Genomic DNA, 23,119 nt, shown 5'->3' on the forward strand with positions numbered 1-23,119 from the left:
GCCACCGGTAGTACGTCACCGAACTCACACCGAGCGCGCGGATTGCATCGGCCACGCTCTGGCCCTGTGAAATCAGAACGTCCGCCTGACGTAGCTTCGCGACGATCTCCTTGGGCTTCGGGTGCTTTGCCATCTCGTCCGTCCTCCAGGCTCAAAAGCCATACCAAAGGGCGGACCACTCAAACGTAGGCTTAGAGGGTCAAGTGCGACTGTCGGTCAATTGAAGAACCTGCGTAGTACTTAAGTAATATTAACCGCGACTAATCCACCAGAAGCACAATTCTGAGTTGTATTTTGCAGCCATTCCGCCCTGATAGGGTACCACCCTGAGTGGTACTGTTGAGAACACAACCGGGAGAACGGACATGGCGCTGCTGGGCATTAATCTGGGACTTGGCGGATCCGCTAGCTCGACGGGATCGGGAAACCTTCTCAACCTTGATTTGGGGTCCCTCCTCGATCTCCATGTCGGAGCCGGCGGTACGACCTCCGTCATCACAGTGGATGGGAGCATCAGTGGTAGCACGCCGACATCCGCAGCCACGTCGCCAGTGATCAATCTTGGCGTTGATCTCGGGACAGGATTGACGGGCGGGAATGGTGGGCTTCTCGGCGGCCTGCTGGGCGGCGGTTCGGCAGGAGCCGGAGACGGATTGATCCCCGCGACTGTGGACCTTCTGCTCGGCACGGTCAAAGATCTAACGGGGGTGTTGCTCGGTACAGGTACTGGTACAGGTACGGGTGGTACGAACACCAATCCTGGCACGCCTGGACTTGTGATCAATGGCACCGAGGGAGTCGATTTGCTGCAGGGGACTGCAGGCAATGACACAATCACCGCATTCGGCGGCAACGATCTAATTTATAGCAACGGCGGAAATGATATCATCAACGGTGGAGCCGGGCGTGATACTTTAGTTTTCTCAGGAACAATTGGACAGTATACGGCAGCGTCTCAAAATGGCGTAGTGGGATTTCACAACAACACCTCGGGTGTAACTTCGTTTACAACCGGCGTAGAACGCATAGAATTTCAGGATCATACGCTAGCGCTTGATTTTAATGGGAACGCCGGTCAGGTTTATCGATTGTATCAGGCAGAATTCAACCGCGTTCCTGACACTGCTGGTCTTACGCATAATATTCAGCTTATTGATAACGGCATAATCAATATCAATCAAATGGCAGATGCTTTCGTTGGGTCTCCAGAGTCACAGCAAACTTACGGTCCGTCAGTTAGTGACGGGCAGTTTGTAACAAATCTTTATGCTAACACATTGCATCGTGCGCCGGACCAAGTCGGGTTCACAAACTGGACCAATGCCTTGGCCAATCACGTTTTAGACCGAGGCGATGTTCTTCTTGGATTCTCCGAGAGTGCGGAAAACCATAATAATACCGATCATCAACTCCAAAACGGTATTCTTCTCGATCACGGAATCGCGTAGTTCGGTTTTACGTCCGAAATTGTAGATCGGAGAAAAGCCCTGCTCCGATCTGCAAATTAGCTTAACTATCAGAACTTGGCTTCTACAGAGGTAGGGGCACGCTCAGCGCGGATTGTGACACCACTTCAATTTAACTGATGTTCGACCATCTTACCCGATAAGCTGGAAGCCGTCCTCGATGACGCCGACGAGGTGGATCTGCGCTTCCGGGCTTTCCGCGATCTCCGGCGTCACCGCCGCACGAGAGACGCCGTGCGCGAGTTGGTCGATGTAGAACGCGACACCGCCTGCTTCCGGCGAACGGCTGAGCGCCCCTCGGTACAGGCCGTTCACGAACGTCAGATCGCTGCCGCTCGGATTGCGCCCGACATACTCGGTCGAAGTCAGGATGGCGGGTCGGCATCAGCCTCGCCTCCCAGCCGAGGGTCGCACCATCAAACCCTGGGATCAAACAGCTAGCCCGTCATGGGAACCCAAGAGACCTTTGCGGAAAGCCAGAACGCCGCGCTCACGCCGCTCAACGTACCTTTCTTTGAGTGACCCGCCGGAATTGAAGGCTTTGCTTGACGCGCAGGCTTAAGCGACCTAGCCGCGGCGGTAGCGTCTTCAAATCGCGCGAGAGATAAGGGCGATCACATGACTAGCAAGCGCGCGCTGATCACCGGCATCACCGGGCAGGACGGGGCCTATCTGGCCCAACTCCTGCTTGAAAAGGGCTACAGCGTGCATGGCGTCGTGCGCCGCTCGAGCCATGCTGGCGTCTTCGATCACCGCCTCAAGTGGCTCGGCATCACGGATGCGGTCACATTGCACGACGGCAACCTGCTCGACCTGTCGAGCCTCGCCCGGATCGTTCAGGCCGTGCATCCGGACGAGGTCTACAACCTGGCCGCGCAGTCGTTCGTCACCGCCTCGTGGCAGCAGCCGCTGCTTACCGGCCAGATCACGGGCTTGGGCGCCGTCAACCTGCTCGAATGCGTGCGCACCCTGAAGCCGGATGCGCGCTACTACCAGGCCTCGTCGTCGGAGATGTTCGGCCTGATCCAGGAGCAGGTGCAGAGCGAGGCGACGCCGTTCTACCCGCGCTCGCCCTACGGCGTGGCCAAGCTGTACGCGCACTGGATGACGATCAACTACCGCGAGAGCTTCAAGCTGCACGCCTCGAACGGCATCCTGTTCAACCACGAGAGCCCGCTGCGCGGCGTCGAGTTCGTCACCCGCAAGGTCACGGACGGGGTGGCGCGGATCAAGCTCGGCCTGGCCAAGGAATTGCGGCTGGGCAACATCGACGCCAAGCGCGATTGGGGCCATGCCAAGGACTACACCCGGGCGATGTGGATGATGCTGCAGCAGGACAAGCCCGACGACTTCGTGATCGCGACCGGGCGGACGACGACGGTGCGCGACATGTGTGCGCTGGCCTTCGCGCATGTGGGTCTGTCGATGGACGATCACCTGATCATCGACGAGAAGCTGTACCGGCCGGCCGAGGTCGAGGTGCTGCTCGGCAACCCGGCCAAGGCGGAAGCCGCGTTCGGCTGGAAGGCCGAGATCTCGCTCGAGACGATGATCCAGGAGATGGTCGAGGCCGACCTGAAGCGCCTCGGCGGTCACAAGGCCGCTTGATGGCCGCGCCCGCTCGGCGCGTGCTTGTCACGGGCGCTGCTGGCTTCGTCGGCCGATACGCCCTCGCGGCCCTCGCCGCGGCGGGCGTCGAGTCGCTCCTTGGGGTCGGGCGCGGAACGAACACTGCTCTACCAGAGGGTGCTGCCTTTCGTACACTCGACCTCGCTGATCAAAAAGGCCTAGCGGCCTGCCTGCGAGCCTTCCGGCCGAGCCACGTCCTGCATCTAGCTGCCCAAGCCTCCGTTGGGCAGGCCGACGGAGCGGCCCTGGAGACCTGGCGCACCAACGTCGTGGGCCTGCTCAACCTCGCCGAGACCATGCGCACCGAGGCACCCACCGCCGCCCTCGTTTTTGCGAGCTCCAGCGAAGTCTACGGGCGCGCCTTCCTGACCGGCCAGCCGGTGGACGAGGACGTTGTCCCTCAGCCGGTTGGGGTCTACGCCCGCACCAAGCGTGTGGGTGAGGAGATGCTCGCCGATGTACTCACGGGAAGCGAGGTTCGACTCATCGTACTACGGCCCTTCAATCACACCGGTCCAGGCCAGGACGAGCGCTTCGTCGTGCCCGCCTTCGCACATCAGATCGCCCGGATCGAGGCGGGTCGGATGCCGCCGTATCTCGCAGTCGGAAACCTTGAGGCGTATCGCGAATTTCTAGACGTACGGGACGTGGCGCGGGCCTACGCGCAGGTCATCGGGGCGAGCGATAAGCTCGCGTCTGGCACGGTGCTGAATGTCGCCACGGGCCATTCTCGCACGATCGCGAGCGTGCTGGAGGATCTAACGCGGCAGGCGCGCGTGCCGTTTGAGGTTGTGGTTGATCCTGCCCGCATGCGGCCCTCTGGGATCCCGCTGGCCTCCGGCGAAGGCGCTCGGCTTCACGTGGCGACCGGCTGGGCCCCACAGGTGCCCTGGTCCGAGACCCTGGCCGCTGTTCTGGCTGACGCTCGGGCGTGCAGCGGCGCCTGAGAAAGCCCCCTTCCCGCTCGCTCATACCAAGCCCAGGTCAGAAGCCGGTTGCGCCGGCCTCCGGTTCTGCGTCACGGCCAGCGCTTCAAGGTGTAAACGACGCCCGCTGCCTGGTGATTCCGATTTTGGGACGCGTCCACCTTCCTGCGAACAGCGCGGGTGGCGTCAAAGGACTAAGCTGGCCGGTCATGCCCGGCGCCAGACTGAATCAGGACACCGGCGTCGCGGCGATCCAAAGCGCTTGGACGACGGCTTGGCCAACCTGATTGGCCAGGCCGATCCCCTCTTCGGTATCGGGGAAGCCCGCGATGAAGGTCGGGCCCAGGCTTGGATGGCCCAGGACGACGACATGGGTCAGCGCGAGGCTGAGATCGCTACGGACGAGCCGCACCACCTGAAGTGGGCCGATCTGCCCATAAACCGTTTGCTCGGCATAGACCTCGCTGACGGGCTGGAAGGAAGGTTGTGTCATTAGCACCCTTGGCCCCTCGGCCCTTAGGGCGGGGAGAATGCCCGTCTACGCGCTGTGATGAGACCTGTCAGCCACTGACCGGCCCCATTGACTTGCCGCTCTCGGTGTCGCCCACCGCGCGACGTATCGACGTTCAACGCGTCTGCTGCGTCACACCCTCGATCGGCCATGCACTTTCGCTGAGTTGCCTGTCGAGGTCCTCAAAACCACTTTTCCGACGTACAGGGCGCAGACGCTAGCCGGCGGGCTCGAACGGCACTCCGACATCCGCGTCGTCACACGAGATCGCTCGACCGAATATTCCCGAGGCGCTTACCGGTTCCTGCCGATCACTGATCGATGGCATTCGCTCGTCAACATCGATCAGGCCGTCGAACGCGAACCACAGGGTGCTCCTGCTCGGCTCAAGCGCCTGTCGCCCGATCCACGGATCGGCGCCTTTTCCAACCGCGGTGCAACCATGCCTGACCATTGGAAGAGTTCCTTCGGAGGAGCCGACAAAATGGCCATCGATAATGGCACTTATCGCAGATCATTGTGGATCGTTCACGATCCGGCGGCTACGCTCGGTTGATGGAACTTGACGCCGATGATCCCGTCGCCGACGCACCGCGCGCCTCGGCGACGTTGCCCGTGCTGTTCGCGGAGGTGCTGCCGCCCAGTCTCGACCTTCTGGTCGCGCGTCTGGAAGACCATGCCCGCGCCGCGCGCGGCGCCTTCGCCGACAATACGCTCCGCGCGCTGGCCGCCGACAGCCGCATCTTCTCGGCCTGGTGCTCGGGCGTCGACCGGAGCATGCTCCCCGCCAGCCCGGAAACCGTCGTCGCGTTCATCGACGCCCAAACCGAAACGAAGTCCCGCGCCACGGTGGAGCGGTACCGCTCGTCGATCGCCGCGCTCCACCGCGCCGCCGGGCTGTCCAACCCATGCGCCGACGAGATCGTCCGGTTGGCGGTGAAGCGGATGAACCGGACCAAGGGTCGGCGCCAAAAGCAGGCCGAGCCCCTCAACCGAGGCAGCATCGAGCGCATGCTCATCGTGAAGGCGCCTGATCGGCTGCACCGGCGCGTGATGGAAGGGGCGCGCGAGACACCATTGATTGCTCTCCGCAACGCAACGCTCGTCGCGGTCGCATACGACACGCTGCTGCGCCGCTCCGAACTTGTCTCATTATATATAGGGGATCTGGAGCGCGGCGCGGACGGCTCCGGCACCGTCCTGGTGCGACGCTCCAAGGCCGACCAGGAGGGAGAGGGAGCGATCAAGTACCTCGCGCCCGACACCGTGGCGCATATCGAGGCTTGGCTCGCTGCCGCCCGGCTGGACAGCGGACCCCTGTTCCGGCCTTTGACGAAGGGCGGCAGGGTCGGAGACGCCATGCTCGGCGCCGCCGAGGTCTCGCGCATATTCCGGGATCTCTCCGTTACGGCCGGACTCAAACTCTCCCGCCTCCCCTCGGGCCACTCGACACGGGTCGGGGCAACGCAGGACATGTTCGCGGCGGGCTTCGAGCTACTCGAAGTCATGCAAGCTGGTTCGTGGAAGACGCCAGCGATGCCAGCGCGCTACGGCGAGCGCCTGCGCGCACAGCGCGGCGCGGCGCGTAAGCTCGCGACCTTGCAAAATCGGGCGTGAGATCACGCGTCACATCGCTCGATGTCAGAAAATTCTGACTGTCGAGGTTAGTATCGCCATGAATACGGTGATATTCGACACCTCATCGATCTAGGTAAGTCAGTGCTGACTGCTAGATTAGTAATTTGTCAATCACACCTACAGATCTGGCAGATCGAAAGGCAACTCGTTCGTAAGATAAGCGTCGCAGCGCGCTCGACGCCGCCGGTCGGGGTTACGGGATGAACGCGCGCATCACGAACACACGGGCCAGCGTGTTGGCGCCCTTGCCGCGCTCACTAGCGAATTTCACCAGGCGCAGAGAGCGCAGGTCGGGCAAAGGCTCGGTCAGCGCCATATTTGCGATACATCAATCACCTATCACCATCTTGGGACAGGGCAGCGATCCAGCGGATGTCATGCTGGTACGGGGGCGTCTTGAGACTGGTTAGAACCTTGTTCGTTGCCGCTTTCGGTGTCACGAGCCTATCGGCGTGTGTCGGCACCGATCCGCAGGCTCGTTTGCGGGCGGGATCCGGCGTATCCCTCGCTTCTACAGCTTCGCTCAAGCCGGAAGCGGTCGAGCCTGCGCAACCCCTCACGGCAATGATGCCAGGCGATCTACTCCTTCAGCCAGGACGCGGGACGGCCGGCATCAATCCGCAGGCCATTTTTGCGCGTTCTGGCAACCGGGTCGCGCACGAGGCGGCGCTGCCTCAGCACGTGATGACCCATGCGGCGCCCATCGCAGGAGTACCGGTGTCTGATGGGATGGCAGCGTCGAGCACCCGCCCCCGCAGCTCCCCTTTCCTGGCTGCCCGACTAAGTCCGGCTGATACACAGGAGGGACCACTTCCGGCGGTACAGCCAGCCCTGACGCCACTCGCTGATGTCGAAGCGCGCGCCGAGGTCGAGCAGCGTGCCCAGGCCAGTCGAAATCGCCGTTTTGACGCTCAGGTTCGGCGCGCGAGTAGCATCGTGTGCAGCGGATGCGTCCCGACGGCGGGTCGCAGACCCACGCAGACCGAATCGTCAGCCAGCAAGACAGCCGACTAAAGCGACGCTCGGACACACTCCGAACATTGGGCTGGATCCTACGCTGCGCCCTTCAAGCTTCCTTTCGATACTTACTCTATCTGCTGTCGCGGACCAGGTTCAGGTCATGGATCAGATTTTCTTTTAAGATCGAAGTCTTACCAACATCGTGTGGCTTCGTCAGCCGGATGTGATCGACGATCCCCTGACCGAGGTGCTGCATGCTGGTGCTCGTCGCCTTCTCGCCCAGACGGTCGAGCTTGAGGCCGAGGCTTTCCTGAGGGTGATCCAGGATCTGCGGCCACGGGATGGACGTACCTGGCTGGTGCGGCACGAACATGGGCCAGAGCGTGAGGTCCAGACCGGGATCGGGTCGGTGCCGGTGGCGAGGGTCCGCGTCCGGGATCGCGGCGCAACGGGATCATAGGATCGGGTTTGGTTCACCTCGACAATCCTGCCGAAGTGGGCCAGGCGCACCCGTAGCCTGGATGAACTGCTGCCGGTGCTGTATCTGCACGCCGAATGGGCTTGAGCCGCGCTGCCTGGATCAACACCTGCATCTTCCAAGGCCTAGAGAGCGGCTTCATCGGAATCAAAGGCTCGAGGAATGAGTAGCGGACCGAAGCAGCTCGGAGACCTGCTCGGCGGACTCGACCCGAGTCTCGCCAAGGCCTTCGAAGGGCTTGGCAAGAGCGTCATGGCCGATGCGGAAAGACAAAAGGCAGCGTTAGAGCCGGCTCAGAGCGGGGCACAGGAAAGCCAGGAAGGCCCCACACGGCGCGTAGCGCCTATCCAGGCTCGCAACCAGGGCAAAGCGCTCACGCCTGCCAGCAGCCAAGCTGATGAGCATCATGGACCTACCCCGGTCCTCACGCAGCAAATTGACTTGTTCATCGCCACCGGCCGGGCTGCAATGCCCAAGGATGAGCTGGCAACTATGGAGCACCCGGTCTACGCGATCGAAGACGGTGATCAGCGTATTCTATCCTACGAACACAATGGTGTGACGTTGGAGGTGACACCGTCGGTGAAAGGTCGCGCAACCATCCATGACAAGGACATCGTGCTTACGTGCGTGTCTAAAGTCGTCGCTGCCGTGAACCGCGGTGAGGCCGTCTCTCGCACGGTGAGTATCAAGGCACACGACGTTCTTACCTTTACCAACCGCAGCACGTCTGGGCGCGGCTACGAGCTGTTGGAACAGGCTCTGGAACGGCTTGCCGGCACCCGCATCAAAACATCGATCGCCACTGGAAAGCCGGCCAGGCGCCGCACTAAGGGTTTTGGCTTGATCGACGCTTGGGAGACGATCACCCGCGGACCAAACAACCGTTTGGAGGAGTTACGGATCACCTTGAGCGAATTTACCTTCGACGCCGCAATGGCATTGGAGGTGCTGAGCATCGACCAAGACTATTTCAAGCTTCGGAAGGCTACTGAGAAGCGGTTGTACGAGCTGGCACGCAAGCATTGCGGGAACCAAGGGCGATGGAAGGTTGGCCTTGAGCTGCTGCAAAAAAAGGTCGGTAGCCGTCAACCCCTGTTCAAATTCCGGGCGGCTGTCCGTGGTATCGGAGAAGAGGGCTCCCTGCCGAGTTATCACCTAATCTTCCTGCACGCTGACGACTCCGTCGTGTTCTACGGCCGAGGCGATGCAGGCTTGGCAGCGATGGAGAGCGACTTGGTCAGCCTTCCGAAACCCAAGGCAGAAGGGTCTCGCCGCAAGTCCGTTCGCCGACCAGCCAAGAAGGAGATCTAGTTCGTCACTCTACGGATAAATCATCGTAAGATGCTGATATTAAAAGGTTTTTGAAAAATACTATAGGCCTACCAGATTCATTCTTGACATAAAAAGTAGGGTTTTGCAGCTACGCCCACTAGGATTCCATCCGGCGCGGCGCATCAGGGCGCTGCAAAGATGCAGCTTCGTCACTCTAGGGATGTTTGACTCGGCACTCTGCGGATGAAGGTTCGTCACTCTGCGGATAAAACGCTTCGTCACTCCGCGGATAAATACCCCTTTTTTTCACAGAAAAAACAAGCGCTTACCGAAGCCTAACAACGCGCGCGCGTCTTTAACTTATTAACATATTTCTTAACGCTGTGGGTGGAAGCTTGAATAGTGAGGAAAACACCACCCTGCCTCTCACACAGGTTATCTAAAATAGATGGCTTAGCACCGCTTAAACCCCGTCAAAATATAAAGGGTTCTAGAGTCCAGACTCACAACCAGTATCTGACAGTGGAGGTGAGGTAGACGATAGCAAAGTAGCTAATGGTTAAGCGTTCATATCGCGTGGCGATGCAAGAGAAGTCATTGATACGACCGAACATGCGCTCGATGGCATTGCAGCCACAAGTCGTGGACGGACGAGAAACATAACTTTCAGTCACCGAGGATTCGGTGTCCGTCGTTGATAATGCCGATGTCAGGGCGTTCTACGTCTACACCTGCGCCGAGCCCGAGCGACGGAGGAACACGAGGCGCCTATCGCCCGAGGAAGGCATCGCCGTCGCGCAGATCGCCGCGCGGGCGCTCACGGATCGGATGGAACGTGGCTGAATCGCAAGCGAGGCAGGCCCGTCCCCCGATCTGATCACGGGGCGACGAATGCTTCGTCCATCTCACCAGCGACACAGATAGCGAGGACGGCGCGGACGCTGAACCCTCACTGGCAGCTCCCGAGAACCATCACGGCAGTCAGGTCGTGTGGCTGCGCAATAATGATAGTGGTCGGGAGGCCGAGGCGTCGGAGACCGTGCTGCCGGTCGTGGCGGCCGAGTGGGCTGTGATCCCGTTTGCACCGTTCCCCTGGCGCGGCTCTGGCAACGTCGTGTCGGCTGCCGGCGTGGCGCTCCTTGAGATGGTGGCGAGGCGCTGATGCGGCGCCCTCAGCCCTTCTTCTTGTAAGCCTCGATAGGGTCGTGTCCCTAGGCGTGGTGTAGCTCGTTGAGGACCACCACGATCACCGGCTTGGGCCGGGACGATCAGGCTGCCAGAGTGGGCAGGCTGACCAGGGGATCATCGCCGATCGGGGCGATGCTTTCCAGGGTCATGTAGCGCGACCGCTGGACGGCCCATTCGTCATTCTGTTCGAGCAGGATCGCGCCGACGAGACGTGTGATGGCAGCCTCGTTGGGGAAGATGCCGACCACCTCGGTCCGGCGCTTGATCTCGCCGTTCAGGCGCTCCAACGGATTGGTCGAGTGCAGCTTGACCCGGTGGGCGGCCGGGAAGCCCATGTAGGCCAGCACGTCGGGCTCGGCCGTGTCCATCAGGGCGGCGAGCTTGGGCACCTTGGGGCGGAGTTGGTCGGCCACCCGCCGCCATTGCTGACGGGCCGCCTCGGCATCATCCTGGGCGAAAGCGGTGGCGATGAAGGCCGAGACGACGCGCCGCCCGCTGCGGCCGGCATGGGCGAGCACATTCCTCATGAAGTGCACCCGACAACGCTGCCAGGTGGCGTTCATCACCTTGGCCACCGAGGCCTTGATGCCCTCGTGAGCGTCCGAGATGACGAGCTTGACCCCGCGCAGGCCGCGCCGGGCGAGCTTGCGCAGGAAGTCCGTCCAGAACGTCTCGGCTTCCGACGGGCCGACATCCATGCCGAGGACTTCGCGGCGGCCGTCGGTGTTCACGCCGACCGCCACGATGACGGCGACCGAGACGATGCGCCCGTCCTGGCGGACCTTCACGTAGGTCGCGTCGATCCAGAGGTACGGCCACTCGCCCTCGATGGGGCGGTCGAGGAATGCGCCAACCCGCTCGTCGATCTCCTGGCACAGGCGCGAGACCTGGCTCTTCGACACGCCCGTGCCGCCCATCGCGGGTTCCCATCGCGGCCTGCCGCGATGGGGCCCTCCCTGGACCAGATCATCCACCGAGCGGGTCGAGATGCCCTGGATGTAGGCCTCCTGGATCACCGCCGTCAGCGCCTTCTCCGCCATGCGACGCGGCTCAAGGAAGCCGGGGAAGTACGAGCCCTTGCGCAGCTTCGGGATGCGCAGTTCGACTGTGCCGGCGCGCGTCTGCCAGTCCCGGTCACGGTAGCCGTTGCGCTGGACCAGACGCTCGGCGCTCTTCTCGCCGTGAGCCGCGCCGGTCAGGCCGCCCACCTCCAGCTCCATCAGAGCCCGTCCGATAAGGGGCTGAGGCAGGGGTTGAGTGGCCGGGATGGCAGTGATTCCAAGAGGGTGCTGAAACCTGACCTGGATCTGCCATGTGGACCCCGACCACCCGGCGGCAGCTAGCCGTGCGGGCCTGCGCTATGAAACCGACCTGACAGATGCCGAGTGGGCGGTGATCGCACCTCTGATGCCGGAGCCGGCGCCATGTGGCCGCCCGCCAGTCTGGACGACGCGGGAGGTCCTGAACGCCATTTTCTACGTGCTGCGAGGCGGTATCGCCTGGCGGCTGATCCCGAAGGACCTGCCTCCACGCAGCACGACGTTCGGCTACTTTGCGCGCTGGCGCGACGACGGGCTGTTCGGCCGGATCAACCACACGCTCGTCATGGCCGACCGCGAGCGGGCTGGTCGGCATGCCTCACCCACCGCCGCGGTGCTCGATAGCCAGAGCGTGAAGACCACCGAGAGCGGTGGCCCGCGGGGCTACGACGCCGGAAAGAAGATCAAAGGCCGCAAGCGTCAGGCCCTGGTCGACACGGACGGGCGCGCTCTCGTGCTCGATCCGCAGGCCGCCGACGTACAGGATCGCGATGGGGCCGGACCGGTGCTGCGCCTGTCGCGGCGGACCTTCCCGTTCATCGCCAAGGCCTTCGCCGATGCAGGCTATGCCGGCGACAGGCCCGCGACGGCCACGATCATCACCGTCGACATCGTGCGCAAACCCAAGGATCAAGTCGGCTTTGCCGTGCACCCGCGCAGATGGGTGGTCGATCCTTCGACAGGCTCAGGATGAGGGCTTCTTTGGCTGGATCAGCCGCAACCGCCGCCTCTGGAAAGACCCGGAGGCGACCCTCGCCTCAGCCCAAGCCTTCCTCTACGCCGCCGCCGTCATGATCCTCGTTCGACGGCTGGGACGCGCCTCATGACTTATCGGACAGATGGGGTGATTGGGGTCACGCCGCGGTTCCGCTGAAGGCGGCTGCTCCTATCGAGATGTGAGATCGTGGTCGATGTCGGATCGCCACAGCATCAGGAAGGAGCAGCCATGACGTACTTTGCCGGACTCGACGTCTCCCTGGAAGAGACCACAATCTGCGTGGTCGATGAGACGGGACGGCTCACCAAGGAGTTGCGAACCGCCAGCGAGCCGGAGCCGCTCGTAGCCGCCCTGACGGGGCTCGGCCTTCCGCTGGAGCGCATCGGCTTGGAGGCGTGCTCGCTGACGGCTTGGCTGCACGACGAACTTCGGGCAGCGGGTCTACCGGCGGTCTGCATCGAGACGCGGCTCGCCAACGCGGCCATGAAGACGATGCCCAACAAGACCGACCGCAACGATGCCCGCGCGCTTGCCCAGATCATGCGCACGGGCTGGTACCGGCAGGTTCACGTCAAGTCGCGCCAGTCCCGGCTCTGGCGTTCGCTGCTGGTGGCGCGGCGCACCGTGCTCAACGAGATGCGAGCCATCGAGAACGTGGTGCGGGCGATCCTGCGCGAGGGCGGGATCAAGCTTGGCACCCCGGCCCGTGCCGCCTTTGCCGGGCGGGTGCGCGAGATGGCGGGCGACGATCCCCTGATCCTGCCGCTCGTCACGCCCCTGCTGGCGATCCTGGCCACGATGCTGGAGCAGCTCGATCGGCTGACCCGGCAGGTCCTCACCATCGTGCGCGGCGAGGCGGTCTGCCGGCGGCTGATGAGTGTGCCAGGCGTCGGCCCGATCACCGCGCTGGCCTTCCGCGCCACTATCGATGAGCCGGAACGGTTCCGACAGTCCCGGAACGTCGGGGCGCATCTCGGCCTGACACCGTCTCGCTACCAGTCGGGCGAGACCGACATCCAGGGCAAGGTCAGCCGCTGCGGCGACGAACTGGCCCGTACCGCGCTCTACGAAGCGGCCCATTCCCTGCTGACGCGCTCGCGCAAATGGTCGAGCCTGCGCGCCTGGGGGATGCAGGTCGCCAAACACCGTGGCATGGCGCGGGCCCGCGTGGCGGTTGCGCGCAAGCTCGCCGTCATCCTCCATCGGATGTGGAGCGACGGGACCGAGTTCCGCTTCGGCAAGGAGCCGGCAGCGGCCTTCGCAGCCGCCTGATCGAGACACGCCTGCTGAAGCGAACTGGACGACGGCAGGCCAGACTTCACCCGCGAGGGTGACCCGGATCGTTCCCGTGGGGACGATGGGTGAGGCGATCTCGTTGAGAGTCCCGAACCGGTCCGCGTCAGCAGACCAGGTCGTGAAACAGATTGAGACGCCTCGCTCTCCTGACCCCATCATGCGGCGGCCTCGCGCCGACCGCGAAGAGAAGCGCGTGACCCGCGGGAGCGATACAGCCGGAACCCAAAAACGTCGATCAGGAGAAGCTTGCCTCACGAACCCCAATCAGAGAGGACTCTCAGCTCGACTTTGGCCATTTCGACCGGTCGTGGAACGCGCTGGGTGACGAAGCGGGCGTGATGGATAGGCTGATGGTGTCCCTCGCTAGAGACGCCTCATGCCGCACCTGCCGGCCCGCTTCGCCGGGATCATCCTGTCCTTCGCTCCGCTGTTCGTCCACCGGTCGTGGCGGCACGCTCAGGCCCTGTTGATCGGTGCGATCCTGTGTCCGGGCCGGCGCACGGTAGCGAGCGTTCTGCGGATCACGGGCCGGGCGCGAGACCGCCATTTCGTGAACACCCACCGGGTGCTCAGCCGTGCGGAATGGTCTCCCCGCTCAGCCGCCCGCATCCTGCTTCGGCTGCTTGTCGAGGCCTTCGTCCCACACGGCCCCGTAGTGCTGGCGCTCGACGACACGATCGAGCGGCGCTGGGGCCGCCGCATCCAGGCCCGGGGGATCTACCGTGATCCGGTGCGTTCGTCCGGCGCCCACTTCGTCAAGACGAGCGGCCTGCGCTGGATGAGCCTGATGCTGCTCACACCCATCCCCTGGGCTGGTCGGGTCTGGGCATTGCCGTTTCTGACCGCCCTCGTTCCCTCGGAGCGCGCCTGCCGGGAACGCGATCATCGGCCCAAGACCCTGCTCGATGTCGGACGGCAGATGGCCTTGCAGGCGCGGCGCTGGTTGCCGGGGCGCGACCTCGTACTGGTGGGCGACAGCGCCTTCTCGGCCTTGCTGTTTCTCGACGCCCTGCGCCGCGGCGGCGTCACCGCCATCACCCGCCTACGCCTGGATGCGGCGCTCTACGATCCAGCGCCTCCAAGGCTTCCCGGTACGATCGGGCGCCCGCGCAAGAAGGGTGTGCGGCGACCAACCTTGTCCAAGATCCTGACCGACCCGGGCACCCTCTGGCAGCAGGTGAGCGTGCCGGGCTGGTACGGCATGGGCGAGCGCAAGATCGAGATCACCTCGGCCACCGCCGTCTGGCATCATTCCGGTCTACCAGGGGTGCCGATCCGATGGGTTCTGATCCGCGATCCCGAAAGCCGCTTCGAGCCCCAATCGCTGCTCTGCACCGACCCAGCACGAGACCCGACGCAGATCGTGACGTGGTTCGTCCGGCGCTGGCAGGTCGAAGTCACCTTCCAGGAAGCGCGTGCCCATCTCGGCGTCGAGACCCAGCGGCAATGGTCCGACAAGGCTATCGCTCGTACGACCCCCTGCCTGCTCGCCTTGTTCTCCATCGTCACCCTGCTCGCCACTCGGCTGACAGCACGTGAGAGGCGGCAGGTCGCGGCGACAGCGTGGTACCCCAAACCGCAACCGACCTTCTCCGATGCTCTCGCAGCCGTCCGTCGCACGATCTGGTGCCAGCAGGGTTTGTCGACGTCACCCCGCAGGCGCGACCGCAGGAAACGTCGGTTCCGTCTACCACCAGCCTGGGCCTACGCCCTCTGCCAGGCAGCCTGATTGGCCAAAGTCGAGCTCAGTCGCTCGGCTGCAAAACCGATCATCTCGCGCAGCAGATCGGCGTCGGCACTCTTCTCCATCAGCCCGCGCAGGGCCATGATCTCGTCGGTCATCGGGGGGCTCTCGGGTTCGGGGTTGGTCGTCGCAACCCGACCCTACCCGGCAACCGCCGATGACCACCCCTCAGCTACACCACCGCCTGGGACACGACCGCCCAATCCGTCCGCCATCAGGGCCCCACTCCACCCTAGCGGCCTTCTAATGCCATTTGGTGCGGTCCTCGGGGCCGGTCATATCCACGTAGGCTGAGAGCGCGGCGTTGACCCTCGCAAGCCCGGCGGCCACCACGTCGGCATAGGGGCAGAGCCTCGCCATGTCGCGGGCCCGGCGCCGGGCCGTGTGCGGCTTGGCGACAAGGCCGGCAGCTACGGCGTCGAAGTACCTCGCCCACTCGGCGCGACTGTACGGCTGCGGAGCGGGCGCTCTCGTCGCGTTGCGTGATCCCATCCTCGTGCCCCCCGGCCCTCGTCGGGTGCGTCATAGCGGACGACCCCTAACAAGACGCGAGCCTACCACGATCCCTTTGTGGGCTGTCCGGCTGGTATGTCGCTCGCGCTGGACTCGATCGATCTCGGCCTGATGCCCTCCGTGTGCGAGGGATAACCGGCGCCTACCAGGCTAGGCCGGGGCGCCTAAGCAACCCCGGCCCCTATCTCTCCGTGCTGCCTGACGTCTCGCCAGACATCCGGGGCGGCGCGTGCGCGACGGGTGCGGGGCTAAGGTGGGGTAGAGCGCAATCGCGGTTGCTGACCTCAACAACCCCGGCAGACGCTGCCCAGCGTACTCTTCATCTTGATATCCCAAGCCTTGTCCCGCGCCTCGCCGGCCTTCTGGTTCTTCTCCAGGGTGGCTTGGCTTTTCTGGGCCGTTGCCGCGGCGTCAGCATCCGCCGCGCTCGACGGCGGGGAGGCCGGGGTCGGCTGTCGCTGCGCCGGCCCGGCGGCCATCAGCAGGGTCAGTGCCAGCAGGGCTGTGATCAAGCGGAACATCGGCACGTCTCGCGGTACGCTTGGAGAACATCGATAACGCCGCGACAGCGAGGATGGTGCCTAGAGCCTCCGGGCGCGGGGCTGTCGGTCAACCCGTCCGCCGGCCCCGCTCGGCCTCCGCGCGCCAAGCGTCGCGCTCCTGTTCGGCCTTCGCAAGTCGGCTCCGTAGACCCTCGACCTCAGCGTGCAGCTCGCCGGCATCGACGGCCAGCTCGACGCACTGGTCCTGCACCTCGGCGAGCTGGGCGCGAAGCTCTCGGTTCTCGATGACGACGGCCAGGAAGTCGGCGGATCGCTCGCCTTTGTCGCTCATGCCGTCCCTGCCCCGTCGATCCCGGCGGCGGGTCTAGCGGAGGCCGCGGAGCGCTTCCAGCGCACAGGCGGGACGGTACGGGCGTCGCGCCGGTCCGCGAGCGATGCGCTCGCGATCCTACTATGCAGCGGATGTTTGACCGGGCGTTTCAAGGTCGCTGACCCGCATCGTCGGCGCACCAAGACGAACGACTGCCGCGACCCAAGGCCGCCTCAAGCCTCGATCGACGTCGGGCTGGCGGGATGCGATCTGTCTCGCTCGAAAGTCTTGTCGTGCAGCCTCAGGTCACATCTCGTACGAAGCGAGGAAGGCAGTCAGATCCCTGCTGATTGTTGGATTTGACCATTGATCTCCCACGTCACGATGTGGCCATGTCGCTTGTAAGCTTGAATTCGACATTGCATTTCCTGCCATACGGCTTGACGGATTGATGGCGCGGGTAGAGCGATAGGTTCTCTTGATGGAGGGGATCGTCGTGGAAGACCAAATCGAGGCTCAATCGGCCAACGTTGTCGAAATCGCTGCTGACCTCGTCGCAGCCTACGTGTCCAACAACAACGTTCCAGTTTCAGAGCTGCCGAACGTCATCGCCACCGTGCACGCTGCCCTGACCGGCCTCGGCAAGGAAGCGGCCGCCGAGCCCGCCAGCCCCGAAAAGGCGACCGCTGCGCAGATCAAGAAGTCGATCACGCCAGACGCGCTGATCTCTTTCATCGATGGGAAGCCGTACAAAACGCTGAAGCGCCACGTGACCGGGAATGGCTTGACGATCGAGGCCTACAAAGCACGCTACGGTCTGCCGACCGACTACCCAACCACGTCGGCGAATTACTCGGCCCAGCGTTCCGCGCTGGCGCGCTCACTCGGCCTCGGCCAGCAGCGGCGCAAGGCAGCCCCCAAGGCTGCCGATACAGCCGAGACGATCTCCGAGGCGCCCAAGCCCCGCGGTCGGAAGCCCAAGGCCGTAGAAGCCCTCGAGGCAGCTCCGAAGGCCCGCGGTCGCAAGAAGGTCGCCGAGATGGCCTGAAGCCGCTCAGCGCCCCGATCTGGCACGTCACAGCACTCGCCGCGGTGACAAGCCTCTAACCGGCTGCTGGCATCCTACACCCGGGCCAAGTTGCGTATCGGCCTCGCTGGTGAGATCCGGGGTTCCACCGCCGCGTGAGCAGATCGCGGCGGGGCCGAACCGCCTGCTTATGCGTGAAGGCTTGAAGCCTTCAGCATGCCTCCGTCTCCGCTGGCAGCCGCACTTCGTACGACTCAAGGAAGGCGGCGAGCTCTCTGCTGGTCGTCGGGTATGACCACTGCTCGCCCCACTTCTCAGTATGGCCGTGCCACCCTCTGACCTATTCGTAGAAGGGGTCATGAGGTACGAGAAACCAAGCTCGGGCCGCCCCAGGGCTGTAGGGCGCGGACGGGAACAGCATCAGCAACTGCCGGCCGCCGTAACGACGCCAATCGACCAGGGGCCTGCTTTTGAGCTGCACGCCGGACGGCAGGCCATTCGGGGTACAGACCACAAGCTCCTCGCCCTCGATGTCCGCCTCGGGTCGGTACACGCGATAGCCACAGCGGATCAGCAGAGCGGTCGCCTCGGCGCGATTGGCGGCCTCGGTGTGCGCTTGGCGGAAGCGAGAGGTCGTGGCGGGTTCGTTGTTCAAAGCAGGCCTCTCGACGCGCCCCTGCCCAGGTAGCTCCGGTCCCTTCTCCCACGGACGTCGTAAGGCATGGGGACAATTTGACGTCACGCGCGTTGTCACTTCTTAACGAGGGCTGATACGCATGGCCAACAGCGAAAAACTGCGTTTCAAGTCGAAGTTCGTTCTGATGAAAATAGGACATGATCTGAAAGAAAAATTTTCGGACACAGTAGAAGCTGCCACTCCGGAAACACTTGACGTGATTGCTGAAATGATCCCTGATCACGAAGATAAAGAGGCTGTGATACCCCTTATGAACGTGCATTATGTGCCTCACGTTGAGGATATTTTAGTTTAGCAGATCGGAACGACGGCTTTTCCTATCCGCAATGACACCGCCTGATAAAGGCGAAGCTGTCGCCGGGCCAGCGGAACAGCGCGGCGAAAGGCGATCTACCTTGAGCTGCATCCCGAGACGGCGGCTAATGTCTCGGGGGCTCAAGCGAGCAATCAAGCACAGTGTAACGCCAGCGCCAATTTGGCGCCTGCGGTCACCGCAGCTACAGGCCGATCCGAGCGCGCCATCCAGCGCGATGCGGAGCGCAAGGAGAGGATTGCCGAACCTGCCCTCGCGGCTGTCTCCGGCACCCCTTTGGACAAGTGACGCTACCTCGACACCCTGAAGAAGGTGCCGGCCGCGCCCAAAGCGTGAGGGACGGGCCGCCGGCGCTCGGTGTTCATCGTCACCGCCGAGTGGACGGGCTCACCGACCTTCGTAGGTGATCCAGTATCGAAGGTAGGCCTGATACCCCTGTAAACGGAAGACGGCGGCGAGGCGCACTGGCTCGCGGAGGGCTTCCACCAGCTCAACGCCGCCCGCGGTGCGGAGCTTGAGATGGTCGCCTGCGAAGTCCGTTCTGGGGGGCTCCGGGACGCGATCCTGCACAGCGCCTGTGCGAATGCGACCCACGGCCTGCGCCTGTCGAACGCCGATAAACGGGGCATGTCGCAAACGCTTCACGGCCGAAATAATCTTCTCCAAACCAGACGTTACGATGACTGGTTGCTGCCTGTTCAGCAGCTCAAACGCGGTCGATGAGGTGGATTGGCGGCCCTGAAATCCCTTTGTCGGATCGAGATGCTCCTCTGCTGGAAGCATATTCTTCTACGGCCAAAATCTTTGCGACACGCCCCGCGGGACCGTCCCTCGGTGCGCCTGACAACCACCACGCCTCGCAGATTGTCTGGCTGCGCGGCTCCAACACCGAACTGGATTGCACCCGATGAAGGCCAGTCTGATCATGCGTGCCGCCCTCGTGCTCGGCTTTCCTGCTGTCGCTCGTAGTGTTGGGCACGTTCGCAGACTTCACTGTGACGTACTGGCGCAAGCGGGTCACGAAGTCAGGCGTGGCAATGTTATCACAGCCGCCTGGCTCGTCGCTTCTTGCGTGGCAGCGCTATAAAATAATTGGTTCAGTGAGGATTGATAAATATGCCATCCTAGGCGATAAAGAATTATTATTCATATAATCGACGACTGGCAGACGCACTATGTTTTATACCGGAACTTACGAAGGTACAATTCATACGTATTGCGCCGAGTTTAATTACACCGATCCTATTGCGTTCAAGATCGATCAATATGGAAATATTGATCTGCCGTATTCATATCATGGCACATTGCGCGACGGAGTTATTGACAGCGCAGGCCATATTTCTGGAATTTCTATAGGTGTTCGGTCTTTGTCGCTTGGAGATCTAACAATTCCTTATGCCGCCACAGACGACGGCACAAATTTCTATGGTTCCGGCACCTCAAGGAATGGAATTACAAGTACAATTCAAGCAAGGATGGTAGAAACAACTCGCGAAACTATCTTCGGCGGTGATGTCAACGACCTGATTGCGGGAAATACAGCTAACAATTACGTAGATGGGGGTACGGGAGCCGACACCTATGCCCTGCAAGGGTCGAGAGCCTCTTACCAGATCAGCGTAGGTGCCCCGGGGATCACTACGACTGACAACGTGTACGGTCGTGACGGCACAGACACGCTCGTCAACATCGAGCGTTTGAAGTTCAGCGATGATCTGGTCGCGTTCGATCTGAGCGGAAACAGCGGCAACGTCTACCGGCTGTATCAGGCGGCGTTCGCTCGCACACCGGATACGGCAGGCCTCTCGCACAACGTCCACCTGGTCGATCAAGGCATCAGCCTCCACGACATGGCCGCAGCCTTCACCGTGTCGGGCGAGTTCCAGACCCGCTACGGGGCCAATGCCAGCGATCAGGACTTTGTCAAAGCGCTCTACAACAACGTGCTGGGCCGAGACCCTGACCCAACTGGCAACGCCGGCTGGCTGCAACTCCTCGGCAGCCACCAGTACGATCGTGCTGGCGTGCTGATCGGCTTCTCTGAGAGCCCAGAGAACCATGGGAAAGTGGACCCCTCGATCGCAGCGGGCATCCATCTCGACTACGGCGTGTTCGCCTGAACTAGAGCCGCATTCGGCGCGGTTGAATCGTGGGGGATGGCGGACGGGCTTCGGATATGATTCGATGTCGGGCTTTCCGAGGAGATCGGGATGCCGGCAGCCTTATCCGTGGATCTGCGAGAGCGGGTGATCGCGGCGGTCGAAGCGGGAGCCTCGCGCCGCCAAGCAGCCAAGCGCTTCGGTATCGGCGCATCCAGCGCGATCCGCTGGCACGAGCGTTTCCTGGATGAGGGCGAGATCGCGCCCCGGCCGGCTTGTGGTGAGCGGCCGGCACCCGCCATCGAGGTGCATGCCGAGCGGATCCTTTAGGCCAGCCAAGCCCACCCCCAGGCGTTCCTGCGGGAGTTGCGCGACACTCTGGCCGAACAAGGCGTCCGGACGAGCGTCAGCGGGTTGTGGCGGTTCTTCGCCCGGCATCGGATCACCCGTAAAGGGGCTGCCTACGCAGCTGAGCAGGAGCGGACAGACGTGAGAGCCGCACGGGAGGCGTGGTTCTCGGATCAACTCGGCCTTGATCCCGACGCCCTCGTGTTCATCGACGAGACCGCAACTGCTACGCACATGGCCCGAACCTATGGCCGGGCCCCGCGCAGCGAGCGCTGCCGGATCCTCGTGCCCCAGGGTCACTACAAGTCCACCACCGTCACAGCCGCCCTTCGTACCAGCGGCCTCGTCGCCACCACCCTGTTCGATGGCGCCACCAACGGTGAGCGCTTCCGAACCTACGTCACCGGCACCCTGGCCCCGGTGCTGAAACCGGGCGACACCGTCGTCCTCGACAACCTGAACGTCCACAAGGTCGCCGGCGTGCGAGAGGCCATCGAGGCGGCCGGCGCGCGGATCTTCTATCTCCCCGCCTACTCGCCGCACTTCAACCCGATCGAACAAGCCTTCGCCAAGCTGAAAGCCCTCCTGCGCACGGCCGCCCCGCGCACCGTCCCCGACCTCTGGCAGGCCATCAGGGACGCCTTCGCCGCCTTCAGGCGCTCGTCGATACGGACGGACGCGCCCTCGTTCTCGACCCACAGCCGGCCAACGTCTAGGACCGGGATTGAGCCGGGCCAGTGTTGCGTCTGTCGCGTCGGACTTTCCCATTCATCGTCAAAGCCTTCGCCGATGCAGGTTATGCCGGCGACAAACCTGCAACCGCCTCGATCATCACCGTCCACATCGTGCGCAAGCCTCTGGATCAAGTCGGCTTCGCCGTACATCCGCGCCGCTGGGTCGTCGAGCGCTTCTTCGGGTGGATCAGCTGCAACCGCCGCCTTTGGAAAGACCCGGAGGCGACCCTCGCCTCAGCTCAAGCCTTCCTCTACGCCGCTGCCGTCATGTTCCTCGTTCGACGGCTGGGACGCGCCTCATGACTTATCGGACGGACGCTCAGCGGCAGCGAAGGATAGCCAGCAGCCTCCTTGATGCCTTGAAGTATGACTCCGCTTATACTCTTCCTGCGTCTGATCCTGGGTACTCACAGCAATCGTCTTGCATCAAGCACATAGCTCCGCCTTGTAGAATGTGAATTCAGAGGCCCGGAACCCCTAGAAAGGGCTGCCGGCAAGCGCCGGGCGAGCCCACCGACAAAGCCTCGTCTGGAAGCCGCGCGGCGAGTAGAACCGGACGAGCCATGCGGTAGCCGCAGGTACGTGTTCGACATGGACAGACCGGACAGTTGTCTCAGGTTTGGCTCGCGAGGCAAGCGTCAGACAGCTACAAGATATCGAGCAGACCCTCAGAAAGGTTCCCGATGAATATTATCTTTCCTTTGACCGCACTCGCAGCTTTCACGCTACCAGCGCATGCCATCGAAGGTCGCTATAAAGTTGAAGGTCAGAACCCAGGGCAATCCCAACTCTATAAAGGAGAAGCAATGATCAAAAGGACCGGCGACACCTACAGCGTGGTCTGGCAGATTGGATCTGGGCGCCAGATCGGAACCGGCATCCTGACCGGAACTGTCTTATCCGTCGTCTTTCAGACGGCTGGCGCGCCAGGGTCCGGCGGTGTGGCAAGCTTCCAGGTCATCGACGACAAGGTCACTGCCGGCAAATGGGCTGTAACCGGCAGCCAAACTGTTGGGTTAGAAAAATGGTCCCTCGAAAGCGGGATTTGAGGCTCGTGGTATCAATTCGTCAGTCGCCCCTCGCTTCAGCCAACGGCGCCGTGTCGAGCCCCAACGCGAGCGCTCCCGCTTGGTCAAGGATACACTCAAGGCGCCGCAATTCGGCCTGCAGCAGGGCGCTGGCTCGCCGAGCTGATTTGGAGACCGTAATGCGCCGTCTGATCCTGACCACCTGCCTCGTCCTCGTCGCTACATCGGCTTCAGCAGCTAACGTAGCTCAGCTAGGAGCAACGGATCGGGTGAGCACATCCGGACAGAGGATCGAGAGCGAAGCCGCTAAAGCGCAGGTCGGTGACGACGCGTTTCAAAGCCGCATCCTAGCTGTTGAGCGGCGGGCCACAGCCTCGATTTGCTCTGGATGTCTCACAG

The 23,119-nt window shown here is 62.8% G+C and carries 22 protein-coding genes and 6 pseudogenes; 17 read left to right on the forward strand and 11 right to left on the reverse strand.

Translation table 11 applies throughout. From position 1 onward, the window contains the following. Positions 1 to 133 (reverse strand): annotated as a pseudogene (locus FV226_RS22030) (IS3 family transposase); the annotation flags it as partial. Positions 134 to 365: 232 nt separating this feature from the next. On the opposite strand from FV226_RS22030, the gene FV226_RS22035 reads away from it, so the two are divergent. Further along, positions 366 to 1,448, forward strand: coding sequence for a DUF4214 domain-containing protein (locus tag FV226_RS22035; RefSeq protein WP_147764564.1), 1,083 nt, complete (start codon positions 366 to 368; stop codon positions 1,446 to 1,448). 150 nt (positions 1,449 to 1,598) lie between these two features. Here the strand turns inward: FV226_RS22035 and FV226_RS22040 are convergent, their stop codons facing one another. Beyond that, entirely contained in the window at positions 1,599 to 1,838 is a 240-nt protein-coding gene (locus FV226_RS22040; protein ID WP_147764565.1) for a DUF4214 domain-containing protein, read from the reverse strand. A 246-nt stretch (positions 1,839 to 2,084) separates the two neighbouring features. Here FV226_RS22040 and gmd point away from each other — a divergent pair, with 246 nt between their 5' ends. Continuing rightward, positions 2,085 to 3,074: a GDP-mannose 4,6-dehydratase gene (gene gmd / locus FV226_RS22045; protein WP_147764566.1), complete on the forward strand. Its 990-nt coding sequence runs from the start codon at positions 2,085 to 2,087 to the stop codon at positions 3,072 to 3,074. Continuing rightward, positions 3,074 to 4,042: an NAD-dependent epimerase/dehydratase family protein gene (locus tag FV226_RS22050; RefSeq protein WP_147764567.1), complete on the forward strand. Its 969-nt coding sequence runs from the start codon at positions 3,074 to 3,076 to the stop codon at positions 4,040 to 4,042. Before gmd ends, FV226_RS22050 begins: the two co-directional genes overlap by 1 nt. Before the next feature lie 208 nt (positions 4,043 to 4,250). Here FV226_RS22050 and FV226_RS22055 read toward each other — a convergent pair whose 3' ends face one another. After that, the gene (locus tag FV226_RS22055) at positions 4,251 to 4,514 is read right to left on the reverse strand and encodes a hypothetical protein (RefSeq protein ID WP_147764568.1); all 264 of its coding nucleotides are present in this window, start codon (positions 4,512 to 4,514) and stop codon (positions 4,251 to 4,253) included. A 184-nt stretch (positions 4,515 to 4,698) separates the two neighbouring features. Between FV226_RS22055 and FV226_RS22060 the strand changes: the two genes are divergently transcribed. Together FV226_RS22060 and FV226_RS22065 are read left to right on the forward strand one after the other, a co-directional pair. Then, the gene (locus FV226_RS22060) at positions 4,699 to 5,088 is read left to right on the forward strand and encodes a hypothetical protein (RefSeq protein ID WP_147764569.1); all 390 of its coding nucleotides are present in this window, start codon (positions 4,699 to 4,701) and stop codon (positions 5,086 to 5,088) included. Then, positions 5,088 to 6,149 carry a tyrosine-type recombinase/integrase gene (locus tag FV226_RS22065; protein ID WP_147764570.1) on the forward strand — a complete coding sequence of 354 codons (1,062 nt, stop codon included), beginning with the start codon at positions 5,088 to 5,090 and terminating at the stop codon, positions 6,147 to 6,149. Before FV226_RS22060 ends, FV226_RS22065 begins: the two co-directional genes overlap by 1 nt. Positions 6,150 to 6,363: 214 nt before the next feature. On the opposite strand, the gene FV226_RS29000 is transcribed toward FV226_RS22065, so the two are convergent. Further along, positions 6,364 to 6,486 carry a hypothetical protein gene (locus FV226_RS29000; RefSeq protein ID WP_281406048.1) on the reverse strand — a complete coding sequence of 41 codons (123 nt, stop codon included), beginning with the start codon at positions 6,484 to 6,486 and terminating at the stop codon, positions 6,364 to 6,366. 843 nt (positions 6,487 to 7,329) lie between these two features. Between FV226_RS29000 and FV226_RS22070 the strand changes: the two are divergent. Next, positions 7,330 to 7,677: pseudogene (locus tag FV226_RS22070) on the forward strand (IS256 family transposase); the annotation flags it as partial. Positions 7,678 to 7,770: 93 nt separating this feature from the next. Then, complete coding sequence (locus FV226_RS22075) at positions 7,771 to 8,922, forward strand: replication initiator protein A (protein ID WP_187278819.1); 1,152 nt, start codon at positions 7,771 to 7,773, stop codon at positions 8,920 to 8,922. Between the two features lie 464 nt (positions 8,923 to 9,386). On the opposite strand, the pseudogene FV226_RS22080 reads toward FV226_RS22075, so the two are convergent. Together FV226_RS22080 and FV226_RS22085 are read right to left on the reverse strand one after the other, a co-directional pair. After that, positions 9,387 to 9,518: pseudogene (locus FV226_RS22080) on the reverse strand (IS5/IS1182 family transposase); the annotation flags it as partial. Between the two features lie 633 nt (positions 9,519 to 10,151). Beyond that, complete coding sequence (locus FV226_RS22085; protein ID WP_246691686.1) at positions 10,152 to 11,348, reverse strand: IS256 family transposase; 1,197 nt, start codon at positions 11,346 to 11,348, stop codon at positions 10,152 to 10,154. 35 nt (positions 11,349 to 11,383) lie between these two features. Here FV226_RS22085 and FV226_RS22090 point away from each other — a divergent pair. The 3 genes and pseudogenes from FV226_RS22090 (at position 11,384) to FV226_RS22100 (ending at position 15,133) form a co-directional block, all read left to right on the forward strand. Continuing rightward, positions 11,384 to 12,217, forward strand: a pseudogene (locus FV226_RS22090) (IS5 family transposase). A gap of 119 nt (positions 12,218 to 12,336) precedes the next feature. Continuing rightward, complete coding sequence (locus FV226_RS22095) at positions 12,337 to 13,380, forward strand: IS110 family transposase (protein WP_147764583.1); 1,044 nt, start codon at positions 12,337 to 12,339, stop codon at positions 13,378 to 13,380. A 400-nt stretch (positions 13,381 to 13,780) separates the two neighbouring features. Continuing rightward, positions 13,781 to 15,133, forward strand: a complete 1,353-nt coding sequence (locus FV226_RS22100) for a transposase (protein WP_147764573.1) — start codon at positions 13,781 to 13,783, stop codon at positions 15,131 to 15,133. Here the strand turns inward: FV226_RS22100 and FV226_RS28145 are convergent. The 3 genes from FV226_RS28145 to FV226_RS22110 form a co-directional block, all read right to left on the reverse strand. Then, positions 15,109 to 15,246 (reverse strand): hypothetical protein, encoded by a 138-nt coding sequence (locus tag FV226_RS28145; protein ID WP_187278820.1) that lies wholly within the window; start codon positions 15,244 to 15,246, stop codon positions 15,109 to 15,111. The genes FV226_RS22100 and FV226_RS28145 overlap by 25 nt on opposite strands. A gap of 699 nt (positions 15,247 to 15,945) precedes the next feature. Continuing rightward, positions 15,946 to 16,182, reverse strand: a complete 237-nt coding sequence (locus FV226_RS22105) for a hypothetical protein (protein WP_147764574.1) — start codon at positions 16,180 to 16,182, stop codon at positions 15,946 to 15,948. Positions 16,183 to 16,270: 88 nt separating this feature from the next. After that, positions 16,271 to 16,495, reverse strand: coding sequence for a hypothetical protein (locus FV226_RS22110; RefSeq protein ID WP_147764575.1), 225 nt, complete (start codon positions 16,493 to 16,495; stop codon positions 16,271 to 16,273). 460 nt (positions 16,496 to 16,955) lie between these two features. Here FV226_RS22110 and FV226_RS22115 point away from each other — a divergent pair, with 460 nt between their 5' ends. Further along, entirely contained in the window at positions 16,956 to 17,522 is a 567-nt protein-coding gene (locus FV226_RS22115; RefSeq protein ID WP_147764576.1) for a MucR family transcriptional regulator, read from the forward strand. Between the two features lie 319 nt (positions 17,523 to 17,841). Here FV226_RS22115 and FV226_RS22120 read toward each other — a convergent pair whose 3' ends face one another. After that, positions 17,842 to 18,156: a hypothetical protein gene (locus tag FV226_RS22120; RefSeq protein ID WP_147764577.1), complete on the reverse strand. Its 315-nt coding sequence runs from the start codon at positions 18,154 to 18,156 to the stop codon at positions 17,842 to 17,844. 121 nt (positions 18,157 to 18,277) lie between these two features. On the opposite strand from FV226_RS22120, the gene FV226_RS22125 reads away from it, so the two are divergent. Beyond that, on the forward strand, positions 18,278 to 18,493 hold the full coding sequence (locus FV226_RS22125) for a hypothetical protein (RefSeq protein ID WP_147764578.1): 216 nt from the start codon (positions 18,278 to 18,280) through the stop codon (positions 18,491 to 18,493). A 405-nt stretch (positions 18,494 to 18,898) separates the two neighbouring features. Here the strand turns inward: FV226_RS22125 and FV226_RS22130 are convergent, their stop codons facing one another. Beyond that, complete coding sequence (locus FV226_RS22130) at positions 18,899 to 19,294, reverse strand: hypothetical protein (RefSeq protein WP_147764579.1); 396 nt, start codon at positions 19,292 to 19,294, stop codon at positions 18,899 to 18,901. A 392-nt stretch (positions 19,295 to 19,686) separates the two neighbouring features. Between FV226_RS22130 and FV226_RS22135 the strand changes: the two genes are divergently transcribed. The 5 genes and pseudogenes from FV226_RS22135 to FV226_RS28360 form a co-directional block, all read left to right on the forward strand. Beyond that, the gene (locus FV226_RS22135; RefSeq protein WP_147764580.1) at positions 19,687 to 20,631 is read left to right on the forward strand and encodes a DUF4214 domain-containing protein; all 945 of its coding nucleotides are present in this window, start codon (positions 19,687 to 19,689) and stop codon (positions 20,629 to 20,631) included. Positions 20,632 to 20,721: 90 nt separating this feature from the next. After that, positions 20,722 to 21,603: pseudogene (locus FV226_RS22140) on the forward strand (IS630 family transposase); the annotation flags it as partial. Beyond that, positions 21,582 to 21,995: pseudogene (locus FV226_RS22145) on the forward strand (transposase); the annotation flags it as partial. The pseudogenes FV226_RS22140 and FV226_RS22145, both read left to right, overlap by 22 nt. 380 nt (positions 21,996 to 22,375) lie before the next feature. Further along, positions 22,376 to 22,741, forward strand: coding sequence for a hypothetical protein (locus FV226_RS22150; protein WP_147764581.1), 366 nt, complete (start codon positions 22,376 to 22,378; stop codon positions 22,739 to 22,741). A gap of 158 nt (positions 22,742 to 22,899) precedes the next feature. Continuing rightward, positions 22,900 to 23,119, forward strand: a 220-nt coding sequence (locus tag FV226_RS28360) for a hypothetical protein (RefSeq protein ID WP_210246532.1), incomplete at its 3' end; no start/stop codon positions are given.

Source organism: Methylobacterium sp. WL12 (genome assembly GCF_008039475.1).
In the GTDB taxonomy this organism is placed as follows: domain Bacteria; phylum Pseudomonadota; class Alphaproteobacteria; order Rhizobiales; family Beijerinckiaceae; genus Methylobacterium; species Methylobacterium cerastii.